This window comes from Acidaminococcus sp. (assembly GCF_057597765.1).
Genome location: NZ_DBMBXK010000005.1, coordinates 90,274 through 115,370 on the forward strand (window position 1 = coordinate 90,274; position 25,097 = coordinate 115,370).

Here is a 25,097-nt window from a genome sequence, read left to right on the forward strand (position 1 = left end):
CAGTACTTTTTTTGTCAACAGTCAGCCAATCACGTCCAACAGATCGAACGAGAGGATTCGCCCCCAACGGCGTAGGGGCTACCCGGAGGGGAGCCCGTCCCGGCCGTCCAGGGGGCCTTGCTTCTGCTCTTTTCTAAAAAACAGTTGTAAATTGCCATATAATTATGATAAAATGGTTATCAATAATAATTCTCAAAAACACGGAGGATGGACCAGATGAAAAAATGGACAATTGCAGGTCTTACGACACTTTTGACACTGGCTGCTTCGGCCGCATTGGCATCGGTACCCCAGAAATCCCTGTACCTGGGCGGCATTGGCTATGGGACCGGGGAATCCTATGTCCGGCAGATATACGGCACCCCCACGGAAACGGAACAGGAACATTCATCTTCCCATCCAGCCGGATCGGTGGTGGAATACGAATATGGGGATGGGGTATCCATCCATCTGGCGGAAGGAGCCGTCTATCATATAGAAGTGTCCGCCAACAACGGCTGGGCAACCCCGGAAGGAATCCGTGTGGGTATGGACGCTTCCGTCCTGGAGGAGACCTACGGAAAACCGGACAAGGTCCGTGGGGATAAAATCATCTACCAGGCGGCCGGAATGCCCGGGGTGGGTCTGATCTTTGAAATCGAAAAAGGAAAAATCGACGAAATCGAAATCGGTCCTGTCGGACAGTGAAAAATTCCGTTTGGCAAAGGGATGTTGCGGGAGCAATGTCCCTTTCTTTTTGAACGGACTGGAAGAAAAAACAATTGAGGAGTACAATGGACGGAAAGGAGGAGAGCCCATGAACAAGAAAAAACGGGCCGGGCAGGCCCTTGCGCTGGCGGGAGTACTGGTCCTGGCCAGCTGCTCTGGGAGCCCGGTCCAGGGAAAATACGCCGGGGCGGAACCGTCAGCCCGGGCCGCCAGGGTACAGGAAACCCTCACGCCCGCCAGACCGGCCATGGTGGTCCGCCCCCTTGCCTTTACGGACCTGCGCCGCCGGCTGATGAGGGACTATGCCCGGATCCACTACGGCCGGGAAATGGAAACCATTGTGCCCCAGGCGGTGGTGGTCCACTGGACGGCGTCCAATTCCCGGGACGGGGTGTACCGGTATTTTTACAACGAGGAAAATTCCCGGCTGAAAAACGGCACTTTGAATGTGGCCTCCCACTACCTGGTAGACCGGGACGGCACCATCTGGCAGCTGACCCCGGAAACCGCCCTGAACCGCCATGCCATCGGCCTGAACTGGTGCTCCATCGGTATTGAGAACGTAGGCGGTGTGGAGGGCCGGGAAGACCTGACCCAGGCCCAGCTGGAAGCCAATGTACGGCTGATCCGGTATCTCCGGGGCAAATACCCCACTATCCAGTGGGTGCTGGGCCATTATCAGCAGGACCTGGCCCGGCATACCTCTTTATGGAAAGAAAACATATCTGGCTATTATCACGGCAAAACCGACCCGGGGCCCCGTTTCATGAAGGGCCTGAAGGAGCGGCTGGCCGGAGAAGGAGTGAAGTTCTTTTGAAACCATTGAACAAGGGAATGGGCCTGGTACTGGCAGGTCTTCTTCTGCTGCCCGGGGTGGGACTGCCCCGTACCGCCCAGGCCAGTGCACCGGCGGCTTCCGCCAGGGCAGCTCTCAGCCCCCGGATGCAGAAAATCGGCAGGATCATCCAGGCGGCCGGCCCGGCCCAGGTGTACTTCACCAATCTGTCCACCAACCAGAGCCTGTACCGGGGCAGTGAGACCATGACCGCTGCCAGCATGATCAAAGTCTTCATCCTGGCCAAAGCCTATGAGGATATCCAGAACGGCAGCCTGAGCCGGAATGAAACATTCACCCTTACCCCGGACAATGTAGTGGGCGGGGCAGGGGTCCTCCAGGGACGGGGGTACGGCAGCAAAGTGTCCCTCCAGGAGGCTCTGGAACTGATGATTACCGAAAGTGACAACACTGCCGCCAACCTGATCATCGACCGGCTGGGCATGGACCGGATCAACGCCTATATGCAGCGTCATGGGTACACCCACAGTGTCCTCCGCCGGAAGATGATGGATACAGAAGCCATGGCGGCCGGCAGGGAGAACCTGACCAGCACCAGGGACATCGCTCTGCTGTTCAAACGGCTGTATCAGGGGAAATGCGTGAGCCCGGCCCAGGACCGGGAAATGCTGGCAATTTACAAACGTCAGACCGACAACGACAGCATCCCCGGGGATCTGCCCCGGGGAACGGTGGTGGCTCACAAGACGGGAGAAGTCAACGACCTTCGCCACGACGGAGGCATCGTGTATACCCCCAACGGGGATTATGTACTGGTGATCTTCACCCGGAACTACACCCCCTACGAAACCATGGCAGATCTGTCGGAGAAGATTTATCAGGCGGTTGTGGAATAAGGAGAGCCTGGGCACGCCCCTACCCATTACCCTCTTAACCACCTCTCCTCAATCTGTTATAATAAGAACAACTTATACCACAACGGAGAGATTGCCATGTCTGGAGATTTACCGACCATTGCCCAAATGGAATGCTTCATTATATACGGACGGGTGGGGAACTTTGCCCGGGCGGCCCGGGAGGCCCATATTACCCAATCTGCCTTCAGCGCCCAGATCAAGAACCTGGAGACTGCCCTGGGGATCACCCTGATCCACCGGTCCAAACGGGGGAGCCAGCTGACGGAGGAGGGGAAGGTGTTCCTGGCCCGGGTGACGGAATGGATGGACGGGCTGCGGAAAATCGTCTATGACACCCGGGCGGCTGCAGAATCCCAGCCGGTGGAGCTGAATGTGGGGATCCTCCGGTCCCTGGGGGACATCCACATGAACCGGCACATTGCCCATTTCCGCCAGACCAACCCCAGCCTTCGGTTCAACGTGTTTGATCTGCCCACCTACCAGATCCACCAGGCTCTTACCGAGGGCCGGCTGGACGTGGTTTCCACCTATTTTGTGAAAGAATCCCTGCCGGACCGGGAACCGGCGAATGCCTATGAAGTGATCCACTTCTGTACGGACAATCTGGTGTATTATGCACCCCTCCTGCCGGTGGGAGACTTTCCCCTTACCCGGAGCCAGCTGCTCAACCGGCCTCTGGTGCTGTATCCTACCAGCTATTTCATGAACCAGATCTACCAGGACTATTTTGCCGGCACAAACCGGGAACCCATGATTTCCGCCCGGCTGTCCACTCCCTATGCCATGATCCACTACTGCCAGGAAAACGGGGCAGGGGCCCTGCTGCCGGAACGGCTGCTGAGGACCCTGGGCCATCACAACGGCTGGCATGAACTCCAGCTGCCCCTGAAGGCGGAAGGGTACCTGATCTACCGGAAGAACAATCCCAAACTTCCTCTGATCCGCCCTTATGTGGAACAGGTGCTGGCCAGTTTTGCCCAGAAGCCCGGGGAACCCATCGTTTGAAACGAACAGACTGGATGTAATCGCTTTTTCCGATTACATCCATCTTTTTTATCCGCTACACAAATCACCGGCAGCCTCGTATAATCGGAACCATAGAAAAATTCCGTGATTCCAATAAGAAAGGTCGCTGATTTGTCCATGTCTGCAAAACCCCGTCTGTGGACCAGAGGATTCGTCCTGGATACCCTGGTCAATTTCCTGATTTACATCATTTACTACATGCTGATGGTGATCATCGCATCGGAAGCCATCCATTCCCTCCATGCCACCGTCAGTGAAGCCGGTCTGGCGGCCGGGATCTTCGTGCTGGGGACCCTGGTGGCCCGGCTGTTTGCGGGCCGGTCCGTGGAACTGTACGGCCGGAAGAAAATGCTCTATGCCGGGATCCTGTTCTTCCTGGTGACCACCTGTATGTACTTTCTCATCGATTCTCTGGCCACCATGTACATCGTCCGGTTCCTGAGCGGGGTGGGCTACGGCATTGCCTCCACGGCCACCAGCACCATCGTATCCGCCATGATCCCGGCGGAACGGCGGGGGGAGGGCATCAACTACTATGCCCTCAGCATGAGCCTGGCTGCGGCCATCGGGCCCTTCATCGGCATGGTGATGCAGCAGATGTTCCCCTTCCGGGTGATCATTCTGTTCTCCATTGTGATGGTACTGATCTGCCTGGGGGCCGCCTTTGTAATGAAGGTGGATGAGATCCAGCTGACGGAAGAACACCGGGCGGCTCTGAAACAGCTGTCCCTGTCCAACTTCCTGGAACCCCGGGTCATGGGGATTTCCATTGTGGGCTTCGTTGTGGCGGTGTGCTATTCCAGCGTGCTGAGCTTTTTGGCTACCTATGCGGCGGAACTGCAGCTGATGACTGCCGGGACCCTGTTCTTTGTGGTCTATGCTCTGTCCATCACTTTAGCCCGTCCCGTTGCCGGAGTGATGTTCGACCGGAAAGGGGAAGACTTCGTCATGTATCCCACCTATGCCTGCCTGGCCATTGGACTCCTGCTGCTGTCCATCACCACCCAGAACTGGGAAATGCTGGCTGCCGGGGTGTTCGTGGGCCTGGGGTACGGAACCTTCATGTCCAACGGACAGGCCATCTGCGTGAAGCTGGTGGAAGAAGTCCGGATCGGAGTGGCGGTTTCCACCTATTTCGTCATGCTGGACCTGGGGCTGGGGGTAGGACCTTACCTCCTGGGTGCCTTCAAGGAACCGCTGGGATTCCAGGGCATCTATTCCGCCGTGGGCCTGGGTGCCATCGGCTGTGCCGTTCTCTACTGGCTGCTGTATGCCCGGAGACGGAAGACTGCAGATTTCCAGGAAGATTCTGTGGAAAGCCTGGAATCGGAAGCCGAATAAAACGGCAGAAAATATTTTGCATACAGAATCGAATCCGTAGGGGCTCCACGCCGGGGAGCCCGCCCGTTCAACGGCTGCTGGTGCAGTCGGCGGGCCGCCCGGCGTGCGGCCCCTACGGTTTTTGTGTTCAGGGCCAGCTTGGCTGGCTTCCTTTGGCCATTGACGATTGACCATTGACGGGGGCTGCTGCCTGTGCGGCAGCGCCCTTTTTCCTTTTTCCGCCCACTATGGTATAATCAAGTCATAAGAAATGACGAAGGAGAATTGCCATGCTGGCTGACTTGCATATCCATACCACCTTTTCTGACGGCGTCTACACTCCGGAAAAAATCATTGCCCAGGCCCGGGTGTCCGGCATTGCCGCCATTGCCATCACCGACCACGACAACATCCAGGCCTACGACCGGGCGGCCCGGACCATTCACTTCCGGCATCTGGGGATCCAGCTGATCCGGGGGGTGGAGATCGACACGGACTACAAAGGGAAGGATGTCCATGTGCTGGGGTACCATTTCGACCCGGAGAACCAGCCTCTTCTCCAGGCCATGGCCTGGACCCGGGTGGGGCGGATCACCCGGATCCGGAAGATCATCCAGAAAATCAACCAGCTGGGATATCCCATAACCCTGGAGGAAGTCCGGGAAGAAGCCCACGGGTCCAAAAGCCTGGCGCGGCCCCACATTGCCCGGGTTCTGGCGAAAAAAGGCCTGTTCTCCCATACCCAGGCGGTGTTCGATGCCCTGATTGCCAGCGGCAGGCCCGCTTACTGCCGGCAGGTGAAGATGCAGCCCAAAGAGGCGGTGGACCTGCTCCACAGGGCGGGAGGCATTGCTGTTTTGGCCCATCCGGCGGAAATCGGGAACCCGGATCTGGTGGAAGAACTGCTGGATAGGGTGCCGTTTGACGGCATGGAAGTGTGGCATCCTTCTATTTTAAAGGAAAAACCTCCCCACGATTGGCTCCAGGTGGCCAAAAACCATGGTCTCCTGACCAGCGGGGGCAGCGATCTCCACGGGAATCCGGGACGGTTCCCCATCCACCTGGGAGAATTCCCCATTTCCTACGAAAATGTGAAGGGTGTCATCGAAGGAAAGAAAATCTGATCCGAAAAGCAGGTGCATACCATGAAAACTGTAGCATTTGTAGGCCCCAGCGGCACCGGGAAAAGCTTCCGGGCCATCGGGGTCGCCCATGACCATCACTGCGACGGCATCATCGATGACGGGCTCCTGATCGAAGGGACCAAGATCCTGGCCGGAACCAGTGCCAAAACGGAACAGAACAAGGTCCAGGCGGTGAAACGAGCCATCTTTATGGAAAAGGACCACTGCCAGGAAGTCCGGGAAGCCCTGCTGAAAAGCGACATCCGGACTCTTCTGGTGATCGGCACTTCGGACAAGATGGTCCGGACCATCTGCAAGCGGCTCCAGATCCCGGCGCCTTCGGAAACGGTGTACATCCAGGACATTTCCACCGTCCGGGAAATGAAAAAGGCCCGGGAGACCCGGATCAAGGAAGGAAAACACGTGGTGCCGGTGCCCACCATCGAACTGAAGCCCCATCTGTCCGGGGTGCTGGTGGATCTGCCTCACCGGCTGTTTTCCCGGAACCGGAAGCCCCATGCCATGTCGGAAAAATCCATTGTTCGGCCGGCTTTCAGCTACTACGGGAAGATCACGGTATCCGATTACGTGGTCAGCGACATTGTACGGATCGTGGTGAAGAAGAACAAGGAAGTGGACCGGATCACTTCCATTAAGGTGCGCCGGCCTTCGGACACCAGCAAGGGGATGACCATCTTCCTGGAGATCATCCTGTTCTTCGGGGCGCCCATTTACGAAGTGGTGAAGAGCCTCCAGACCAAGATCAAACTGAAAGTGGAAGGCATGACCAGCATGCCGGTGAAAAATATCGATGTCTCCATCCGCAGCCTGACGGTGCGGCCTCCTGATCTTCCGAAAAATCTCCAGGAGCCGGACCCGACCCTGCCGGAAGGACAAAAGGAGGAAGGCGGGGCATGACCCCTTATGATTTTGACCAGTATGTAACCCTGGTGCGGGAAAAACTCCAGCTGCTCACGGAAGAACCGGTGGAGCAGAAGGAAATCAATTATGGCCGGCAGCTGAAGGTCCGGAAGGGCCCGGACACGGTGAACTTGGCCCTTTACAATGGGAAAAAGGGCCTGAAACAGGTATGGAGCGGGAAAGTTTCTTCCTTCCGGGACTGCTGCCAGAAGGCGCTGGACGGAGAGACGGAACCTTCAGCCCTTGCCGGTGATCTTTCCGCCGGCGGGGGAAAAGTGACCCTGCTGGACGGGAAACCCGGATTCGACGGGCTCTGGTGCGGCAGTGACGAAAGCGGCAAGGGAGACTATTTCGGTCCCCTGGCGGTGGCAGCGGTGTGCCTGGACCTGGAAACCGCCCGGCAGTACCAAAGCTGGGGGATCTGCGACAGCAAGGCCCTGACCGACGGAAAGATCCATCAGCTGGCGGAAAAGATCCGGAAGACCGCCAAAGCCCATACGGTGCTGGTACTGAAGCCTCAGTTCTACAACCAGCGGTATACCCAGCTGAAAAGCCAGAAGCAGAACCTGAACCATCTTTTGGCCAGCGGCCACATCCATGCTCTGGGACGGGTGCTCCAGCAGGTGCCGGAATGCCATTTTGCCCTGGTGGACCAGTTTACCCGGCACAATGCCATTTCCTCCACCCTGGAAGCAGCTTATCCCGGGCTGAAAGTGTACCAGCAGCCCAAAGGGGAAGCGGATATGGCAGTGGCGGCGGCGTCCATTCTGGCCCGGGACGCCTTTGTGGAAGTGATGGGGGAGCTGTCCCAAAAGGCAGGCTTCGAACTGCCCAAAGGAGGCGGCAGCCAGGCTACGGCAGCGGCCCGGAAGCTGGCCAAAGCCCAGGGGGAAGAGGCTCTTTCCCAATACGTCAAGCTCCATTTTGCCAACACAGGAAAGCTCAGGCTCTGATTTACGATTTGTTTTATGTTTTTGTTCCTGTACTATGCTATAATAATAAAAGATTGTATCAGCATTGACAGATTCAGAGCTTTTCAAAATACAACGATACTGGCAGGTCATACTCTATGAACAAAACCCTATTCCGCATGCTGTGCGTGTTGTTCTTTGTAGTCATCATCGTATCAGCAGGCGTTCTTTATTTTACTTTTGATGTACGGGCCCTGGTCTATCTGACCACTTTTAAATGGTATTATGCGCTGCTGGCCCTGGGGGTGCTGTCGGTGGGGCTGTTTTTCGATGCCACCCGACTGATCACCCTGACAAGGCTTTCCGGGGAGAAGATGGATTATGCCCATATTTTCTACGCGGTGTTCAGCAACTATTTCCTGGCACTTCTGACTCCCGGTCAGGGGGGCGGAGGTATTGCCATGCTCATGTTCATGAAACGGGCGGGGGTACCGGTGGCCAAATCCACCCTGATCGTCATTGTCCGGACGGTATTTTCCATCTTGTTCCTGTTTTTGGTGATGCCCCTGGTATTCTGGTGGGATCCGGTGCTGGTAAGCTGGATGCCCACCAGTGTCATTGCCTTGGTGTGCGCCTTTTTCATCGGGGCTCCCTGGCTCCTGTGGCACCTGGTAATGGGGGGACGGCTGGAAAAATGGCTGGCCCGGTTCAGCCGCCGGTTCTCTCCCCGGGTCCAGGAAGCCATTTTCCTGGGGTACCGGGATTTCCAGCAGGCCATGTTCATGCTGAAGGACAATCCCCGGCAGGTGTTCCGGGCTTTTATGGAATCGGGGATCAGCCTGCTGTTCATCTATTCGGTGGTGCCGGTGTTCATCAAGGCCTTCGGCATCAGCCTGCCCCTGCACATTGTCATGGGACGCATGTGCCTGATCAACCTGGTACTGTACTTTACTCCCACCCCCGGTGGCAGCGGGGTGGCGGAAGGCGGCTTCCTGGTGCTGTTCAATTCTCTGCTGCCTCCCGGTGTGGCCGGGGTGCTGGCCATCCTTTGGCGTTTCTTCTGTGAATACATTCCGTTCACCATCGGCGCCATTGTGACCATCAAATGCTTTGGCTTGGATATTCTGACCAAGATCCGCGATCGGAGGGAAATGGATTCATGAGAAAGATCTTAGTAACTGGGGGAGCCGGGTTCATCGGGTCCCATGTGGTGCCGGCGCTCATCAGCCGGGGAGATTGTGAGGTAACGGTGCTGGACAACCTGTCTACCGGGAAACGGGCCTATGTGCCGTCAGGAGCCCGGTTCCAGCTGCTGGATATCCGGTCCCGGGAGCTAACGGATTTCCTGATGGCGGAAAAATTCCAGACAGTGATCCATCTGGCGGCCCAGACCCTGGTGCCCTATTCCATGGAATACCCGGAAGCGGACGAAGACCTGAACGTGGCTGGTCTGGTCCATGTACTGGAAGGCTGCCGGAAAAGCGGCGTGGAACAGATCATCTTCTCTTCCAGTGCGGCCATTTACGGGGACAACCAGAACCTGCCCCTTCAGGAAACAGAAGTGCCGGCTCCCACTTCTTTCTACGGTCTGTCCAAGGCGGTGGGAGAGGACTACATCCGTCTGTACAGCCGGTGCTTCGGTCTGAAGCACATTATTTTCCGGTTCGCCAATGTATATGGGGAACGGCAGGGAGAAACAGGAGAAGGGGGCGTAATCTCCGTCTTTGCCCGGAAAATCGCCCAGCACGAACCGGTGACTGTCTTTGGGGACGGGAACCAGACCCGGGATTTCGTCTATGCCGGGGATATTGCCCGGGCCATGAGCCTGGGGGTGGGATATAACGGCTGTGCCACCCTGAATGTGTCCACCAATGAGGAAGTGTCCCTGAACCAGCTGATCGGGGTGATGGAAAAGATCCTGGGCCATAAAATGGATGTCCATTATGGACCGGTGCGGCCGGGAGACATTTACGCTTCCGTACTGAGCCACAAGGCCCTGGTGGAAACCCTGGGCATGAAAGACTACACGGACCTGGAAAAGGGGCTCACCGGGACCCTGGCGTATTTCCAGAAATAACAGGAGCAGGGAGAACAAGGAGAGACCTATGAAGAAACTGATCTTTTCCGTTCTGGCCCTGCTCTTTTTCTGCACCGCAGGCTGCGGGGCAAAGACAGGAAACCTGGAACGGGGGAAAACACCTCCCAAAGAAACGGTGCTGGCAGGAGGCCAGCTGGTGGGGGCTTACGGCAGTCTGGGGAACGACCTGGTGAACGCTTTGAACCAGGACGGCCGGCAGCCGCTGCTGAAGCTCCAGGACGGAGCGGGCTCTTTGGCCAATATCGAACTGCTGCGCCAGCAGAAAGCGGACCTGGCCCTGGTCCAGAGCGACGTGGCCTGGTATGCCTATACAGGCACCGGGCCCTATGAAGACCGGCCTCTGAAGGATCTGGAACAGGTGGGGACCCTTCAAGGGGAAACGGTCCAGATCATTACCTACGACCTGACCGGGATCCGGAAACTCCAGGACCTGAAAGGAAAGACCGTATCCCTGGGGGCTGCCGGTTCCGGTTCCTCTCTCAACGCCAGACAGGTACTGGAAGCAGCGGGCCTTGCGGAAGACGATGTGCGGGTCCAGTATCTTTCGGTGGATGACACGGTCCGGGCTCTGAAGGAAGGCACCGTGGATGCGGCCATCCTCACTTCCGCCCTGCCCCATCCGGCTCTCCGGGATCTTGCCCGGCAGCGGCGGCTGGTGCTGGTCCCTATCGAAGGCCAGGACCTGGAAGACCTGGTGGCCGCCTATCCCCTGTATCAGCCGGTGGTGATCCCGGTAGGGACCTATCCCAACCAGACCCGGCCCTGTGCCAGTGTGGCTCTTCAGTGTCTCCTGGTGACCCGGAAAACGGTGCACAAGGACACGGTAAAGAATTTCCTGGACCGTCTGTGGCCTCACTGGAAGGAACTCCAGACCAAACAACCTGCCCTGTACCGGGATGTGGAGAAACGGTTCTTCCTGGACCCGCTGCTTCCGTTGGCCCCCGGTGCCGAACAATTCATGAAGGAACAAAAAATCGGTTCCTGAGCAGTCAGCCAAAACTTGATTTGCAAAACAGGCGTCAAACCTGTATAATGTTGAACAAGAGACTAGTCCTATAGAACCAGAAGCGATGGTTATCGTTCGGATTCGTAGGGGATACGGGAATTGAAAACATAGTTTCGAAAAGGGAGTATGGAACGCGAAGATACTCCAGTCTTTTGATATGCAAAAATACGAAGGAGGTGTCCCTTTGAATAACAATAAAGGACAACAGAAAAAATTATCCATCATTCCGCTGGGCGGTCTGGGAGAAATCGGCAAGAACATGACGGCCTTTGTGTATGGCAACGACATGATCCTGGTGGATGCCGGTCTGGCATTCCCCGATGATGACATGCTGGGCATTGACCTGGTGATCCCGGATACCACGTTCCTGATGGAAAACAAGGAGAAGTTCAAGGCTATTTTCCTGACCCACGGCCACGAAGATCACATTGGCGCTCTGCCTTATGTGATGAAGGATTTTGACGTGCCGGTGTACGGCACTCCCCTGACTCTGGGGATCCTGTCCGGCCGTCTGAAGGAAAACGGCGTCTCTGACAGCAAATGCAAAATGGTGAAGCCTGGGGCTACGGTCCGGGCCGGCGCCTTCCGGGTGGAATTCATCCGGGTCAACCACAGTATTCCCGATGCGGTTGCCCTGGCCATCCACACTCCGGTTGGGGTGATCGTCCACACCGGGGACTACAAGTTCGACCAGACTCCGGTGGACGGACAGGTGACCGACTATGCCAAGCTGTCTGAAGTGGGCCGCAAAGGCGTGCTGCTCCTGATGAGCGATTCTACCAACATTGAACGGACCGGGTATACCCCCAGCGAAAAAAGCGTGGGCAAGACCCTGGACGAACAGTTCCGGATGGCCAGGAACCGGGTGATCGTAGCCACCTTCTCTTCCAACGTGCACCGGATCCAGCAGGTGATCGACGCGGCGGTAATGACCCGCCGGAAAGTGGCGGTGATCGGCCGGAGCATGGTGAACGTGGTGAACATTTCCATTGAAATGGGTTACCTGAAGGTGCCCCAGGGTGTGCTCATCGACATCGACGAATGCCGGAACTATGCACCCCGGCAGATTGCCATCATCACCACCGGCAGCCAGGGTGAACCCATGAGTGCCCTGACCCGGATGAGCAACAGCGACCATCGGAAGGTGTCCATTATGCCCGGTGACACGGTAATCATTTCCGCCACCCCCATTCCCGGCAACGAGAAAGGTGTGGCCCGGACCATCGACAACCTGTACAAACAGGGAGCTGAAGTGATCTACGGACGGGAACAGGGGATCCATGTTTCCGGCCACGCCAGCCAGGAAGAAATCAAACTGATGCACCGGCTGGTCCATCCCAAGTTCTTCATGCCGGTCCATGGGGAATACCGTCACCTGGTAAAACACAAGAAACTGGCCATGCAGCTGGGGATGCCCAAGGAAAACATCGTCATTGCGGAAAACGGCTCTGTAGTTGACCTGACCCGGGATTCCATCGGGATTTCCGGCAAAGTCACCGCCGGCCGGGTACTCATTGACGGCCTGGGAGTGGGCGACGTGGGCAATGTGGTGCTCCGGGACCGCCGGCAATTGTCCCAGGACGGGATCCTGATCGTGGTGGTGACCATCGACCACAGCAATTACCGGATCGCCGCCGGCCCGGATATCGTATCCCGGGGCTTTGTGTACGTCCGGGAATCCGAAGAGCTGATGGAAGGTGCCCGGGACCGGGTGCTGAGCACTCTGGACAAATGCCATGAAAACAACATCACTGAATGGTCCGCACTGAAGAGTGCCGTCCGGGACAGCCTGGGCCGGTATCTGTTCGAAAAGACCAGACGGCGTCCCATGATCCTCCCTCTGATCATGGAAATCTGATTCCAATAAACCAAAAATCTTCAGGAAGGGAACAGCGTGGAAAAAAGAGAACGGACTCGCAGAAACAACAAGAAAATCGAATTCACCTTCAACCGGGAAGTACTGGGCATCCTGTTGGGCGCCTTCGGCCTCATTGTGCTTTGTGCCCTGGGGGGAATCCCCATGGGCAGCGCCGGGGCTTTCCTCAAGAAGGTCCTGACCTACGCCCTGGGGGTGGGAGCTTTTCTCTTCCCTCTGTACTTAATGGTGCTGGGGATGGGGTACATCCTGAATCACGAACATCTGCGGTATTCCAAAAAGTTCTTTACACTCCTGCTGTTCCTTGTTTCTGTCCTGAGCCTGTGGCACATGCACAAGGTGCCGGAAGGCCATGAACTGATTCCTGAGTATCTGATGACCGGTGGTGGCCTCCTGGGAGGCACCATCGTGTTTGTTTTAACAAAGGTGGCCGGCCGGGTGGGAGCACTCATTGTCCTTACCGCCACCACGCTGATTTCCCTGGTGCTGTCCGGGAAATTTTCCCTGCGGAGTCCTCTCCAGACCGCTCAGGACGGGGTAAAGGAAGGGGCCGAGACGGTGGCCCAGAAATGGGAGGACTACCAGGAACGGCGGAAACGGAACCATGATTCTTTCTACGACCAGGAAAAGGATGACGGGAATCCCCGGAAAAAGCCGGAACCGGAAAAGAAACCTTCTCTGGCGGAGCGGCTGAAAGAGAAGGTGAATGCTGCCGGTACGGCTCCCATCCTGAAGTTCCAGAAGGAACAGATGGGGACGGGAGAACCGCCCCGGAAGTTTACCATTACCACCTCTGACGATGCCCGTGACCAGGAGGAACCCCAGTGGGAAGCTCCGGCACCGGAAGCCCAGACCACCCGTCTGGAAAACGCGGAAACCGGGGAAGTGATCCCCTACGAATTCCCGCCTCTGGATCTGCTGAACCGGGACAAACCGGTGAACAAGAAGAACTTCCAGGCGGAAATCGAAACCCAGGGGGGCACCATCGAGCAGACCCTCCACGATTTCGGGGTGAACGCCACCCTGGTGAACGTGACCAAGGGACCTTCCGTGACCCGGTATGAACTGGAACCGGCTCCCGGGGTGAAGGTGAACAAGATCCAGAACCTGTCGGAAGACATTGCCCTGAAACTGGCGGTGTCCAGCGTCCGGATCGAACCCATTCCCGGAAAGGCGGCCATCGGCATCGAAGTGCCTTCCAAGACTTCGGAGCCGGTTTCTTTCCGGTCTATTGTGGATTGTCCGGAAGTGAAGAATGCCAAAGGCAAGCTGTGCATCGGCCTGGGGAAGGACATTTCCGGCCATGTGGTGGTGGCGGACCTGACCAAGATGCCCCATCTGCTCATTGCCGGATCCACCGGGTCCGGGAAGAGTGTGTGCATCAACACCATCATCTGCAGCCTGCTGTACAAGGCGGCTCCTGATGAGGTGAAGCTGATCCTGGTGGACCCGAAAGTGGTGGAACTGACCAACTACAACGGGATCCCCCACCTGCTCACACCGGTGGTCACCGGGCCCAAGCAGGCCGCTTCCGCCCTTCACTGGGCAGTGGTGGAAATGGAACGGCGGTACAGTCTGTTCGCCAAGACCCAGGTCCGGAAGATCGATGACTACAATGCCCATGTGCAGCCGGGAGAAAAGCTGCCCTTCATAGTGGTGATCATCGACGAGTTGTCCGACCTGATGATGGTGGCGGCAGTGGACGTGGAAGATGCCATCCTGCGGCTGGCCCAGAAGGCCCGTGCTGCCGGGATCCATCTGATCCTGGCCACCCAGCGGCCGTCGGTGGACGTGCTCACAGGGACCATCAAGGCCAATATCCCTTCCCGGATCGCCTTTGCGGTTTCCAGCCAGATCGACAGCCGGACCATCTTGGACGCCAGCGGTGCGGAGAAGCTCCTGGGACGGGGGGACATGCTGTTCTTCCCTACGGGAGCCAACAAACCCATCCGTGTCCAGGGGGCCTTTATTGCCGACGACGAACTGAACCGGGTGGTGGATTTCATCAAGGCGGAAGCCATACCCACCTCCTATTCCAGTGAAGTGACCACTCAGAAGCTCAATGGGGCAGAAGAGGAAAAGAAAGGGGAAGACAGCGAGGAAGACGAACTTTTCCAGGATGCGGTGGAGCTGGTCATGGCCACCCAGCAGGCATCCTCGTCCATGCTCCAGCGGAAGTTCCGGATCGGGTACACCCGGGCGGCACGGCTGGTGGATGCCATGGAAGAAAAGGGCATCATAGGACCGGCGGACGGCAGCAAGCCAAGGCCGCTCATTATGAGCCCCGCCACCATCAAAGAAAAGTTCTTCACAAAAGGGCTGAAGCAGGAAGAACCGTGATTCTCCTGCCTGCGCCGCTCTACCCCGTCTAAAAGTGAGGTTGTACCATGAAAAACAAAATTGGAACCTATTTACAGCAGCACCGGGAAGCCAAACATCTGACCCTGGAACAGGTTGCCGAACATACCGGCATCCGGGAACCCTATCTGGCAGCCCTGGAAGAGGGCGATTTCCACAAGATTCCGGGGGATGTGTTCATCCGGGGCTTTCTCCGGAACTACGGGAACTATCTGGGCCTGGACGGCAATGGCCTTGTGGAGGCCTACCGGACCGGCAGTGAACCGGAAAAGATCCTGAAGTCGCCGGAACCGTTGGTGCCCCAGCCGGAGCTGCCGAAAAGTTCCGATACCATTATCCTGCGTCCGGAAACCTTTGCCGGAAAAAAGCAGGCAAAAACGGAGCCCCCGGCGCCTCAGCCGGCATCTCCCAAAACGGAATCCTCTCAGGCTCCGGAACCTTTTGACAAGGTCCAGGCCCTGAAGGATATGGAGCCGGTGGGCTATGGAAACAGCCGTCGGACCGCTCAGGAAGCCCAGGCTCCTCAGAAGCGGAAAAAGGAAGCCATGGAAGCCACCCAGGTAATGAAACCGGTGAAGCCGTCGGCCCAGGCCGCACCGACAAAGCCGGAAGCAGCGAAGGAGGCGGCAGGGCCGGAACCCAAAACGGCCCCCGGACCCAAGGATGCCCAGCCAGTAGCTGGAACCGGGAAGCCGGAAGCTCCCAAGGGGGAAGAGACTGCCAAACGGTTGGACAAAACCGGAGAAAAGAAAGTTCCCCAGCCGGAGAAGCCGTCTGCCAAAGGGGCCCAGGCTGCTGCGGTTGGGAAAAAGCCGGCAGGAAAGGGGACGGAACCCAAAAAATCCCATGAAAGCCCCAAGGAAGCCCTGAAAAAGGTGGAAACGGCGCTGAACCGGGAAAACATGGAAGAAGCCCTGGACGCCAGCAAAGCCAAAGTGGGAGGTGTCCTGGACCGGATCCGGGATTTCATCGACGAAAATCTCTATGAAACCGTCCCGGAAGACGAAGCCGGGGAAGAATACGGAGCCGCCGGCGGGGCGGACAGCAAAACCCCTGCCTTCAGCTTCAAGGTGTTCACCGGGGTGTTTGTGGCCTGCCTGGCCGTATTCACCGTGGTCATGGCCTATTTCGTGTTCGGCGGGAAAACCACTCCGGACCTGAAGGCTACCACCAACATCACCGATGGAGTGAAATCCGACCACTCTTCGGAAAAGAGCGAGAAAGAAAAACAAGCAGCCGCCGAGGCCCAGCCCAAGAAGGAAGAAGAAGAGTCCAAAGGGGATGAAAAGACCCTGGGCAAGGGCAACGGGGTCACGGTGGTGGTCACCTACAAGAAACCGGTCTGGACCCAGACCACCATTGACGGGAAACAGGTGGAAGCGGCTACGGTGCCCAAAGGATCCACCCGTACCTACAAAGGGAGCAAGAGCATTTCCGTCAATGTGGGCAGCATCCGGGATGTAGTGATCACTGTCAACGGAAAAGAAGTACCCTACGGCTCCAAGGAATGGGGCGTAGTGACCCGTACGTTCAAGGCGAAATAAGGAAGGAGAACAGATTGGAAATCGGAGTAGTCAGCCTGGGGTGTCCCAAGAACCTGGTGGATTCGGAAGTGATGATGGGGCTCATCAAAGAGCGCCAGTGGACCATTACCAATGACCCCACCCATGCGGATGTGATCATCGTCAACACCTGCGGCTTCATTGAAAGTGCCAAAACAGAATCCATCAACACCATCCTCCAGATGGCGGAATACAAAAAGGATGAGCCCCACCGGAAGCTGATCGTCACCGGGTGCCTGGGCCAGCGGTATGCGGATGAACTGTTCGCAGACCTGCCGGAGGTGGATGCCATCATCGGAACCGAATGTTACGACCAGATCGGCAGCGTCATCGACCGGGTGGAAGCGGGAGAACGGTTCACCCTGCTGAAGCCTCCGCAAAAATACACCCAGAAGGCCAAACGGGTGCTGACCACCCCTCAGTATACGGCCTATCTGAAGATTGCCGAAGGCTGCAACAACCGGTGTTCCTATTGTGCCATCCCCAAGATCCGGGGCCCTTACCGGAGCCGTCCCTATGAGGAAGTCCTCCAGGAAGCCCGGGATCTGGTGAGCCAGGGCGTCCGGGAACTGATCCTGGTGGCCCAGGACACCACCCAGTACGGCATCGACCTGTACCACAAACTGCGTCTGTCGGAACTGCTCCGGGATCTGAACACCATCCCTGACCTGAAATGGATCCGGGTGTTGTACTGTTATCCTGATTCCTTCACCGACGAACTGATCGAAACCATGGCTCAGTGTGACAAGGTGTGCAATTATGTGGACCTGCCCCTGCAGCATGCCAGCAACAGCCTGCTCCACACCATGCACCGGAGAGATACCCGGGAACAGGTGGAAGAGCTCCTGGCCAAACTCCGGAAACGGATGCCGGACATCTGCCTGCGGACCACTTTCATTGTGGGCTTTCCGGGAGAAACTGATGAACAGTTCCAGGAACTGCTGGATTTCGTGAAAAAAGAACGGTTCCAGTGTGCCGGGGTGTTTACCTACAGCCAGGAAGAAGGTACGGAAGCCGGGGCTATGCCCAACCAGATCCCGGAAGAAGTGAAGCAGGACCGGTACCATGCCCTGATGAGCCTCCAGGCGGAGATCTCCGAAGAGATCCAGCAGGAACGGGAAGGGAAAGTGCTGGAAGTGCTCATCGAAGGCAAGGATGAGGAAGATCCCAACCTGGCCGTGGGCCGCAGCTATGCAGAAGCCCCGGATATCGACGGGAAGATCTACGTGGAAGAGGCGGCTTCCCTGAACCCCGGGGATTTTGTGAAAGTCCGGATCAGCCAGGGCTTCACCTACGAAGCGGTGGGGCAGTTGGAAAAGGAGTGATTTCCTGTGAATGTTGAAGTCATCAATACGGGCACGGAGCTGCTCCTGGGCGATATTGTGAATACCAACTTCCAGTATCTGTCCCGGATGCTCAATGATGCCGGGTTCAACGTGCTGTACCAGACCACCATCGGGGATAACGGGGACCGGCTGCTGGAAGTGCTGGCCATTGCCCTGAAGCGGGCGGACATCATCATCACCACCGGAGGCCTGGGGCCCACCCGGGGGGACATCACCAAGGAAATGGTGGCCCGGTACCTGGATCTGCCTCTGGTGCCCAGTGCCTTCTGGCTGGACAAGCTGACCCGGTATTTTGCTGCCCGGCATGTGGTCATGACGGACAACAACAAAAAGCAGGCCATGATCCCGGAAGGGGCCGTGGTATTCAACAACGAAGTGGGCACGGCACCGGGAATCGGGGTCTGGACTCCGGACCACAAACTGATCATCATGCTGCCGGGGCCTCCGGCGGAAACCACCCACGTGTTCGGTCAGCAGGTGATGCCCTATCTCCGGAAAAGCTATGCGGCTCAGGGAATCATCCATTCCCGGGTGCTGCATCTCCGGGGACTGACGGAATCCATGGTGGCGGAAAAGCTGGATGCCATCATCATGGCCCAGACCAACCCCACCATTGCCCTCTATGCCCGGAAGGGAGAAATCATCATCCGGATCACCGCCAAAAGCGATACCCTGGAAAAGGCGGAAGCCATGAACCGGGCCATCGAGGAAAAGATCCGGGAAGTGCTGGGTGAGTACATTTACGGAGTGGATTACGAAACCCTGCCGGAAGCCCTGGGCAAACGGCTGAAAGAAAAACATCTGACCATCGCCTTTGCCGAATCCTGCACCGGAGGCCTGGCCTCCAGTCTGGTGACGGATATTCCCGGAAGCTCAGAATATCTCATGGGGTCGGTGGTCTCCTATACCAATGACGTAAAGCACCGGCTGCTGGGGGTGAAACAGGAAAACCTGGACAAATACACCGCCGTCAGCGAACAGACTGCCCGGGAAATGGCCCAGGGGATCCGGGAAAAAATCGGAACGGATCTGGGCATCAGCATTACCGGGATCGCCGGACCGGGAGGGGGGACCCCCACCCAGCCGGTGGGCCTGGTGTACATCGGTGCAGCGGATAAAAACGGAACCAAGGTCCTGGAATGCCGGTTCAAGGCGGCCCGGACCACCATCAAACTCCGGGCGGCCATGAATGCACTGTCTCTGGCCATGGACCGGGTAAAGGAGCTGTAACAGCTCCTGTACAAGATAAGGAGAAATTATGACTGAAACCACAGAAATGGAAAAGAAACCGGTGGAAACAACGGAAACTGCCAAACCGGAAATCACTTCCTTCGAAGATCTGAACCTGGACCGGAAGATCCTGGCAGCCCTGAAGGAAATGGGCTTTGAAGAACCCTCTCCCATCCAGAAGGGGGCCATCCCCCTGGCTCTGGAAGGGGACGACCTGATTGGCCAGGCCCAGACCGGTACCGGCAAGACCGCCGCCTTCGGGATCCCCATCATCCAGAAAATCAACGAAAAGGACCGGCACATCCAGGCCTTGGTCATGAGCCCCACCCGGGAACTGTGCATCCAGGTGGCGGACGAAATCAGCAAGATTGGCCGGACCAAACGGATCCGGGTACTGCCGGTATACGGGGGCCAGCCCATCGAACGGCAGATCCGCAGCCTGAAACGGGGCATCCAGGTGGTCATCGGGACCCCTGGCCGTCTCCTGGACCATATCCGCCGGGGCACCATCGACCTGGAATACGTGAACTTCCTGGTGCTGGATGAAGCCGACGAAATGCTGGACATGGGCTTTGTGGACGATATGGAAAACATCATCAAAAACGTTCCCCCGGAACGGCAGACCATGCTGTTTTCCGCCACCATGCCCCGGCCCATCCTGAGCATCAGCAAGAAATACATGCGTACCCCCAAGATGGTGGCCATCCACAAAGAAGTGGTCACTGCGCCCACCATCGACCAGTACTACTATGAAACCCGGGACAAGGTGGACGGCCTGTGCCGGATCCTGGACACCACCGACGACTGCAAAATGATCATCTTCTGCCGGACCAAAAAAGGCGTGGATGAACTGGTCATCGCCCTGGCCACCCGGGGCTACGAAGCGGAAGGCCTCCACGGGGACCTGAGCCAGAACCAGCGGGACCGGGTCATGAAAAAGTTCCGCAGCGGCCAGGTGGACATCCTGGTAGCCACCGACGTGGCGGCCAGAGGGCTGGATATCGACAACATCACCCATGTGGTGAACTTCGACGTGCCCAGTGACAGCGAAAGCTACGTGCACCGGATCGGCCGTACCGGCCGTGCCGGGAACACTGGCGTGGCTCTTACCTTCATCACTCCCCGGGAATTCCGTCAGCTGAAGCTGATTGAACGGAGCATCAAGACCAAAATCATCCGGGGCACCCTGCCCACCGACGCCAGCGTGCTGGAACGGCAGCGGGAACAGATCGTATCCAAGATGCAGACCATCCTGGAACAGGACCGGTATCAGGACTATCTGCCCATTGTGGAAACCCTGGAAAAGGACTATGATGTACAGGATATCGCCGCTGCTGCTCTGAAGTTCATGCAGGAAGGAGCCAAAGCCCTGGAAGAACCGGAAGAGGAAGGCTCCCTGCCGGATGCCCTGGCCAACACCGGTGCCAAACCGGGGATGGTGCGGCTGTTCGTAAATATCGGCCGTTCCAGCCGGGTCACGGTCCGGGATATTGTCCAAAGCATTGCCATCGAGGCGGAAATCCCTGCCCGGAGCATTGGCCGGATCAGCATCTATGACAAATTCAGCTTTGTGGAAGTGCCCATGGAACATGCGGAAAAAGTCCTGGCAGTGATGCACCGGAACACCATCCGGGGCTGCCGGGTGAACATGGAGCCTGCCAAAGCACGGGTATAATACCAAAAGGAGTTCTCCTATGACTCAAACGATCTACGGAAAGACGGAGGGCCTGAAAAAACAGGTCCTCACCCAGTTGGAAGGGATCTATGAGCTGAGAGCGGACGAGGGCCAACTGATCAGTGAGGAGTTGGCCCTTGTTTTGCGGGATTTGACGGAAGCCATCAACCGGGAAATCTCCATTTATGTGGACCGGAAGGGCCAGGTGACGGCGGTGGCCGTAGGCAGCGACAGCCATGTGGAGCTGCCGGGCACCGATTCCCGCCGAAGCCAGAACCGGCTCTGCGGGGTGGCCTGTATCCACACCCATCCCTCCGGGGCACCCCGGCTCAGCCGGGTGGACCTGTCCGCCCTCCGGGACCTGCGGTTCGATGCCATGGCCGCCATGGCCTGGGAAAATCCCTCCAGCCAGCCTCTCCTCAGCTTTGGGATGATTACGGATCTGGATGAGGACCAGCAGCCGGTGCTCCAGGAATTCGGCCCCTTCAAGGTGAAGGATGTGGCGGCCATGCCCTTTGGGAATGTGCTCCACACGGTGGAAAAGATCCTGGCCAAACGGTCCCGGGGCCACAACCTGGCGGAAGGACCGGAACGGGCCATGCTGATCTCCCTGGCCTGGGGGGATACGGCCTCCCGGTGGACCGCCCAGGATTCCGTGGAGGAACTGGCCCAGCTGGCGGAAACCGCCGGTGCGGAAGTCATCGGCAAATTCGTCCAGTCCCGGCCCAAACCGGACCCGGTGTTCTTCATCGGGAAAGGGAAGGTCCAGGAGCTGTCCCTGTTTGCCCAGCAGGAAGACATCGACCTGTGCATCTTTGATGACGAACTGTCTCCGGCCCAGCAGCGGAACCTGGAACGGGCCCTGGGGGTCCGGATCATCGACCGGACCGGGCTGATTTTGGACATTTTCGCCAAACGGGCCCGGACCAGTGAAGGGAAGCTCCAGGTGGAACTGGCCCAACTCCAGTACATGCTGCCCCGGATCATGGGCCAGGGCACCAGCCTGTCCCGTCTGGGGGGCGGCATCGGTACCCGGGGGCCCGGGGAAACCAAGCTGGAAGTGGACCGGCGGCGGATCCGGGACCGGATCGCTTTCCTGGAAGAACAGATCCGTCGGATGAAGGGCAACCGCCGGCAGCAGCAGCGGGCCCGGAGCAAGAATGAAGTGAAGCAGGTGTGTCTGGTGGGGTACACCAACGCCGGTAAAAGCACCCTGCTGAACACCCTGACCCATTCGGACATCTATGCCCAGGATCAGCTGTTCGCCACCCTGGACCCTACCGCCCGGCAGCTGGAACTTCCGGATGGGAGCCACTGCACCCTGACGGATACCGTAGGGTTTATCCAACGGCTGCCCCATCAGCTGGTGGCCGCTTTCAAATCCACCTTGGAAGTGGTGAAGGATGCGGACCTGCTGCTCCATGTAATCGACTGCTCCCACGAGCTGTACCGGGAACAGTCAGAGGCGGTGTACCAGGTGCTCCAGGAACTGGAAGTCACTGAAAAGCCCATTCTCACCGTGTACAACAAGGTGGACCGGCTGACCCAGCACGAAGGCCTCCGGCACCGGCTGGAACAGGAAGAGGACGCCCTGTGCCTGTCCGCCCGTACGGGAGAAGGGGTACCGGAACTGCTGGAAAACCTGGCCCGGCTTTTAGGGCAGGACCGGGTGGAACTGGAACTGTCCATTCCCTATGGGGAAAGCAGGCTGGCTGCCCGGCTCCATGAAGAGGCCCAGGTCCTTTCGGAAACCTACGGGGAAACCGGGATCCTGATCCGGGCCCGGATGGACAAGGGCCTGGGAGAGAAATTGGCCCCCTATGTCCGGAAATAAAAGCATCAATTAATCAAGCAATTAAGGAGGAAATCAATTCCAATGGATATACAATGGGATGAAATCGAACGGAAAGCACTGGACACCGTTGCCCAGCATACCAAAAGCCATGAAGCCGCAGCCCTGGTGAACACCAAAAAGGTGCTGGACGCCTTTGCCAAGTTCCAGGTGGCCGATTTTTACCTGAAGCCCACCACCGGCTATGGCTATTCTGACATGGGCCGGGACCAGCTGGACCTGATTTATGCGGATATCTTCAAGACGGAATCCGCCCTGGTCCGTTCCCAGTTCGTATCCGGCACCCACGCCCTGGCTGTGGCCCTTCTGGGGAATCTCCATCCCGGGGATGAAATGATCGGAGCCACCGGGGAACCCTACGACACCATGCAGACCATTATCGGCCATCCGGTGAAGACTCCCGGCTCTCTGGTGGACCTGGGAGTCACCTACAAGGAAATCCCCATGGAAGGGGACCATCCGGACATCCCTGCCCTCCTGGCTGCCATCACCCCCAAGACCCGTCTGGTCCACATCCAGCGGTCCTGCGGCTACAGCAGCAAACGGAAGACCCTGACTGTAGGGGAAATCGGGGAGATCTGCCAGGCGGTGAAGAAGGTCCGTCCGGACATCATCTGCTTCGTGGACAACTGCTACGGGGAATTCATTGAGGACAAGGAACCTACGGAAGTGGGCGCCGATCTGATGGCCGGGTCCCTGATCAAGAACCTGGGGGGCGGCTTTGCTCCCACCGGCGGCTACATTGTAGGCAAAAAGGATCTGGTGGAACAGGCTTCCTACAGGCTCACTGCTCCCGGCCTGGGCGGTGAAATGGGCTGCACCCTGGGGGATACGGCCCGGGAATTCTATCAGGGGCTCTTTATGGCTCCCCATGTAGCTCTCCAGGCGGTGAAGACCTCCATGTTTGCCGCTTCCGTTTTCCAGTCCCTGGGCTTTGAAGTGTCCCCGCTGCCCGATGATGTACGCAGTGACATTATCCAGACCATCACCCTGAAGACTCCGGACAACCTTTGTGCCTTCTGCGAAGCCATCCAGGCCCATTCGCCCATCGATGCCCATGTGACGCCGGTGCCCTCTCCGCTGCCCGGCTATCAGGATGACATCATCATGGCCGCCGGTACCTTCGTCCAGGGGGCTTCCATCGAACTGAGCGCCGACGGACCCATGCGGGCACCCTACAAGGTGTTCATGCAGGGGGGCCTGACCTTTGAACACGGCCGGATCGCCGTGATGGCCGCTGCCCGGCAGATTATGGAAAAGCAAAAATAAGAAAGCAAAAAACAGCCTCTGAATTTCGCTTCAGAGGCTGTTTTTCATATGCGTGCTATACTGGGATGGCAAAGCCAAAGAAAAACGCTCAAATCAAAGATTTGAGCGTCTGAAAGGAATTTGCCCTATGGAAGGCATCAACCTTTATAAAGTACGGAATACCGCAATGACTTTTCCCTTGATTTCGATGTTGTCGGTGCCCACAATGGGAGGGTAGGCATCATTTTCCGGCTGGAGACGGATCTGTTTCAGTTCCCGGAAATACCGTTTGATGGTGGTTTCTTCCCCGTTGAGGAGGGCCACTACAATATCCCCGTTGGTGGCATAATTCTGTTTCCGGACAAATACATAATCATGGTCCAGGATCCCGGCATTCTTCATGCTGTCTCCTTCCACCACCATCATGAACACATCTTCCTTGCAGCCGATGAGATCCAGGGGGATGGGGTAGGTGTCTTCGATGTTTTCCACAGCCAGCATGGGATCACCTGCGTGGACAGCGCCCACCAGAGGCACCGGAACCATGCTTTTCTTCCGCCAGCTGATTTCTTCCCGGAGCCCGTAGGTACGGGGCTTTTCCGGATCCCAGCTGACAAAACCGGCTTCCGCCAGCTTTTTCAGGTTGTTGTGGACGGAAGCACTGGAAGACAGACCCACAGCACTGCCGATTTCCCGCACAGAAGGGGGATAGCCGTTGGTGAAGATGTACTGCCGGATAAAATCGAGGATCTGGCTCTGCCGGGCATTGATCCCATGGGAGCGGGAGGGTTTCTTTTGTTCCGTATCCGTCGTCATTTCTGTATCAGTCATGGTATAAATCTCCTTTGAACAGGATGGATTTGTGGTACAAGAGTCCAATCTAATTAGAATAAGTATAACAGGAAAACAATTGTGTGTCAAACGAGTGTTTAGAAAGGAAACAGGAACCTGGAAGAAAATCAGGAATCCAGCCAGGTGCAAGCCGTGAATCCGTATGGATAAATCCTAAAGAGTATGGACAAATCCCGAAGTATGAAAATAAAATCCAGGGCCGGCGCATCAGCAGAAAAATGACCCGGCCGGACTGGGAACCCGGTCCTGAAAGAAGGATCCCAAAGGAAAT

The 25,097-nt window shown here is 57.4% G+C and carries 20 protein-coding genes; 19 read left to right on the top strand and 1 reads right to left on the bottom strand.

Annotated features, from left to right (window positions below):
• Positions 1-216 precede the first annotated feature (216 nt).
• From ACZOF8_RS04640 to ACZOF8_RS04730, 19 genes are all read left to right on the top strand, one after another.
• On the top strand, positions 217-687 hold the full coding sequence (locus ACZOF8_RS04640) for a hypothetical protein (RefSeq protein ID WP_279127177.1): 471 nt from the start codon (positions 217-219) through the stop codon (positions 685-687).
• A gap of 109 nt (positions 688-796) precedes the next feature.
• Positions 797-1,525 carry an N-acetylmuramoyl-L-alanine amidase gene (locus ACZOF8_RS04645; RefSeq protein ID WP_487426619.1) on the top strand — a complete coding sequence of 243 codons (729 nt, stop codon included), beginning with the start codon at positions 797-799 and terminating at the stop codon, positions 1,523-1,525.
• A complete protein-coding gene (locus ACZOF8_RS04650) occupies positions 1,522-2,400 on the top strand; it encodes a serine hydrolase (RefSeq protein ID WP_487426620.1) in 879 nt (292 codons plus the stop codon). The genes ACZOF8_RS04645 and ACZOF8_RS04650 overlap by 4 nt, the downstream gene beginning before the upstream one ends.
• Positions 2,401-2,496: 96 nt before the next feature.
• On the top strand, positions 2,497-3,426 hold the full coding sequence (locus ACZOF8_RS04655) for a LysR family transcriptional regulator (RefSeq protein ID WP_487426621.1): 930 nt from the start codon (positions 2,497-2,499) through the stop codon (positions 3,424-3,426).
• 138 nt (positions 3,427-3,564) lie between these two features.
• Entirely contained in the window at positions 3,565-4,788 is a 1,224-nt protein-coding gene (locus ACZOF8_RS04660) for an MFS transporter (protein ID WP_288310738.1), read from the top strand.
• A 269-nt stretch (positions 4,789-5,057) separates the two neighbouring features.
• Positions 5,058-5,891, top strand: coding sequence for a PHP domain-containing protein (locus ACZOF8_RS04665; RefSeq protein WP_487426622.1), 834 nt, complete (start codon positions 5,058-5,060; stop codon positions 5,889-5,891).
• 21 nt (positions 5,892-5,912) lie between these two features.
• Positions 5,913-6,809, top strand: a complete 897-nt coding sequence (locus ACZOF8_RS04670) for an Asp23/Gls24 family envelope stress response protein (protein ID WP_288310663.1) — start codon at positions 5,913-5,915, stop codon at positions 6,807-6,809.
• The gene (gene rnhC / locus ACZOF8_RS04675; protein ID WP_487426623.1) at positions 6,806-7,765 is read left to right on the top strand and encodes a ribonuclease HIII; all 960 of its coding nucleotides are present in this window, start codon (positions 6,806-6,808) and stop codon (positions 7,763-7,765) included. The genes ACZOF8_RS04670 and rnhC overlap by 4 nt, the downstream gene beginning before the upstream one ends.
• 116 nt (positions 7,766-7,881) lie before the next feature.
• Positions 7,882-8,886, top strand: a complete 1,005-nt coding sequence (locus ACZOF8_RS04680; protein ID WP_154488074.1) for a lysylphosphatidylglycerol synthase transmembrane domain-containing protein — start codon at positions 7,882-7,884, stop codon at positions 8,884-8,886.
• Positions 8,883-9,800 (top strand): NAD-dependent epimerase/dehydratase family protein, encoded by a 918-nt coding sequence (locus ACZOF8_RS04685; protein ID WP_022487811.1) that lies wholly within the window; start codon positions 8,883-8,885, stop codon positions 9,798-9,800. The genes ACZOF8_RS04680 and ACZOF8_RS04685 overlap by 4 nt, the downstream gene beginning before the upstream one ends.
• A 28-nt stretch (positions 9,801-9,828) precedes the next feature.
• Complete coding sequence (locus ACZOF8_RS04690) at positions 9,829-10,806, top strand: TAXI family TRAP transporter solute-binding subunit (RefSeq protein ID WP_308664409.1); 978 nt, start codon at positions 9,829-9,831, stop codon at positions 10,804-10,806.
• A gap of 205 nt (positions 10,807-11,011) precedes the next feature.
• Positions 11,012-12,685 carry a ribonuclease J gene (locus ACZOF8_RS04695; RefSeq protein WP_022487813.1) on the top strand — a complete coding sequence of 558 codons (1,674 nt, stop codon included), beginning with the start codon at positions 11,012-11,014 and terminating at the stop codon, positions 12,683-12,685.
• A 36-nt stretch (positions 12,686-12,721) separates the two neighbouring features.
• Entirely contained in the window at positions 12,722-15,043 is a 2,322-nt protein-coding gene (locus tag ACZOF8_RS04700) for an FtsK/SpoIIIE family DNA translocase (RefSeq protein ID WP_487426624.1), read from the top strand.
• Positions 15,044-15,090: 47 nt separating this feature from the next.
• Positions 15,091-16,605 (top strand): helix-turn-helix domain-containing protein, encoded by a 1,515-nt coding sequence (locus tag ACZOF8_RS04705; RefSeq protein WP_487426625.1) that lies wholly within the window; start codon positions 15,091-15,093, stop codon positions 16,603-16,605.
• A gap of 14 nt (positions 16,606-16,619) precedes the next feature.
• On the top strand, positions 16,620-17,948 hold the full coding sequence (rimO, locus tag ACZOF8_RS04710; RefSeq protein WP_022487817.1) for a 30S ribosomal protein S12 methylthiotransferase RimO: 1,329 nt from the start codon (positions 16,620-16,622) through the stop codon (positions 17,946-17,948).
• Positions 17,949-17,954: 6 nt separating this feature from the next.
• Positions 17,955-19,199, top strand: a complete 1,245-nt coding sequence (locus ACZOF8_RS04715; RefSeq protein WP_487426626.1) for a competence/damage-inducible protein A — start codon at positions 17,955-17,957, stop codon at positions 19,197-19,199.
• A 46-nt stretch (positions 19,200-19,245) separates the two neighbouring features.
• On the top strand, positions 19,246-20,874 hold the full coding sequence (locus ACZOF8_RS04720; protein WP_370834571.1) for a DEAD/DEAH box helicase: 1,629 nt from the start codon (positions 19,246-19,248) through the stop codon (positions 20,872-20,874).
• Between the two features lie 19 nt (positions 20,875-20,893).
• Positions 20,894-22,708, top strand: a complete 1,815-nt coding sequence (gene hflX / locus ACZOF8_RS04725) for a GTPase HflX (protein WP_487426627.1) — start codon at positions 20,894-20,896, stop codon at positions 22,706-22,708.
• Between the two features lie 42 nt (positions 22,709-22,750).
• A complete protein-coding gene (locus ACZOF8_RS04730; protein ID WP_288310670.1) occupies positions 22,751-23,995 on the top strand; it encodes a methionine gamma-lyase family protein in 1,245 nt (414 codons plus the stop codon).
• A 144-nt stretch (positions 23,996-24,139) separates the two neighbouring features.
• Here the strand turns inward: ACZOF8_RS04730 and lexA are convergent, their stop codons facing one another.
• Positions 24,140-24,790, bottom strand: coding sequence for a transcriptional repressor LexA (gene lexA / locus ACZOF8_RS04735; RefSeq protein WP_154488113.1), 651 nt, complete (start codon positions 24,788-24,790; stop codon positions 24,140-24,142).
• Positions 24,791-25,097: the final 307 nt, after the last annotated feature.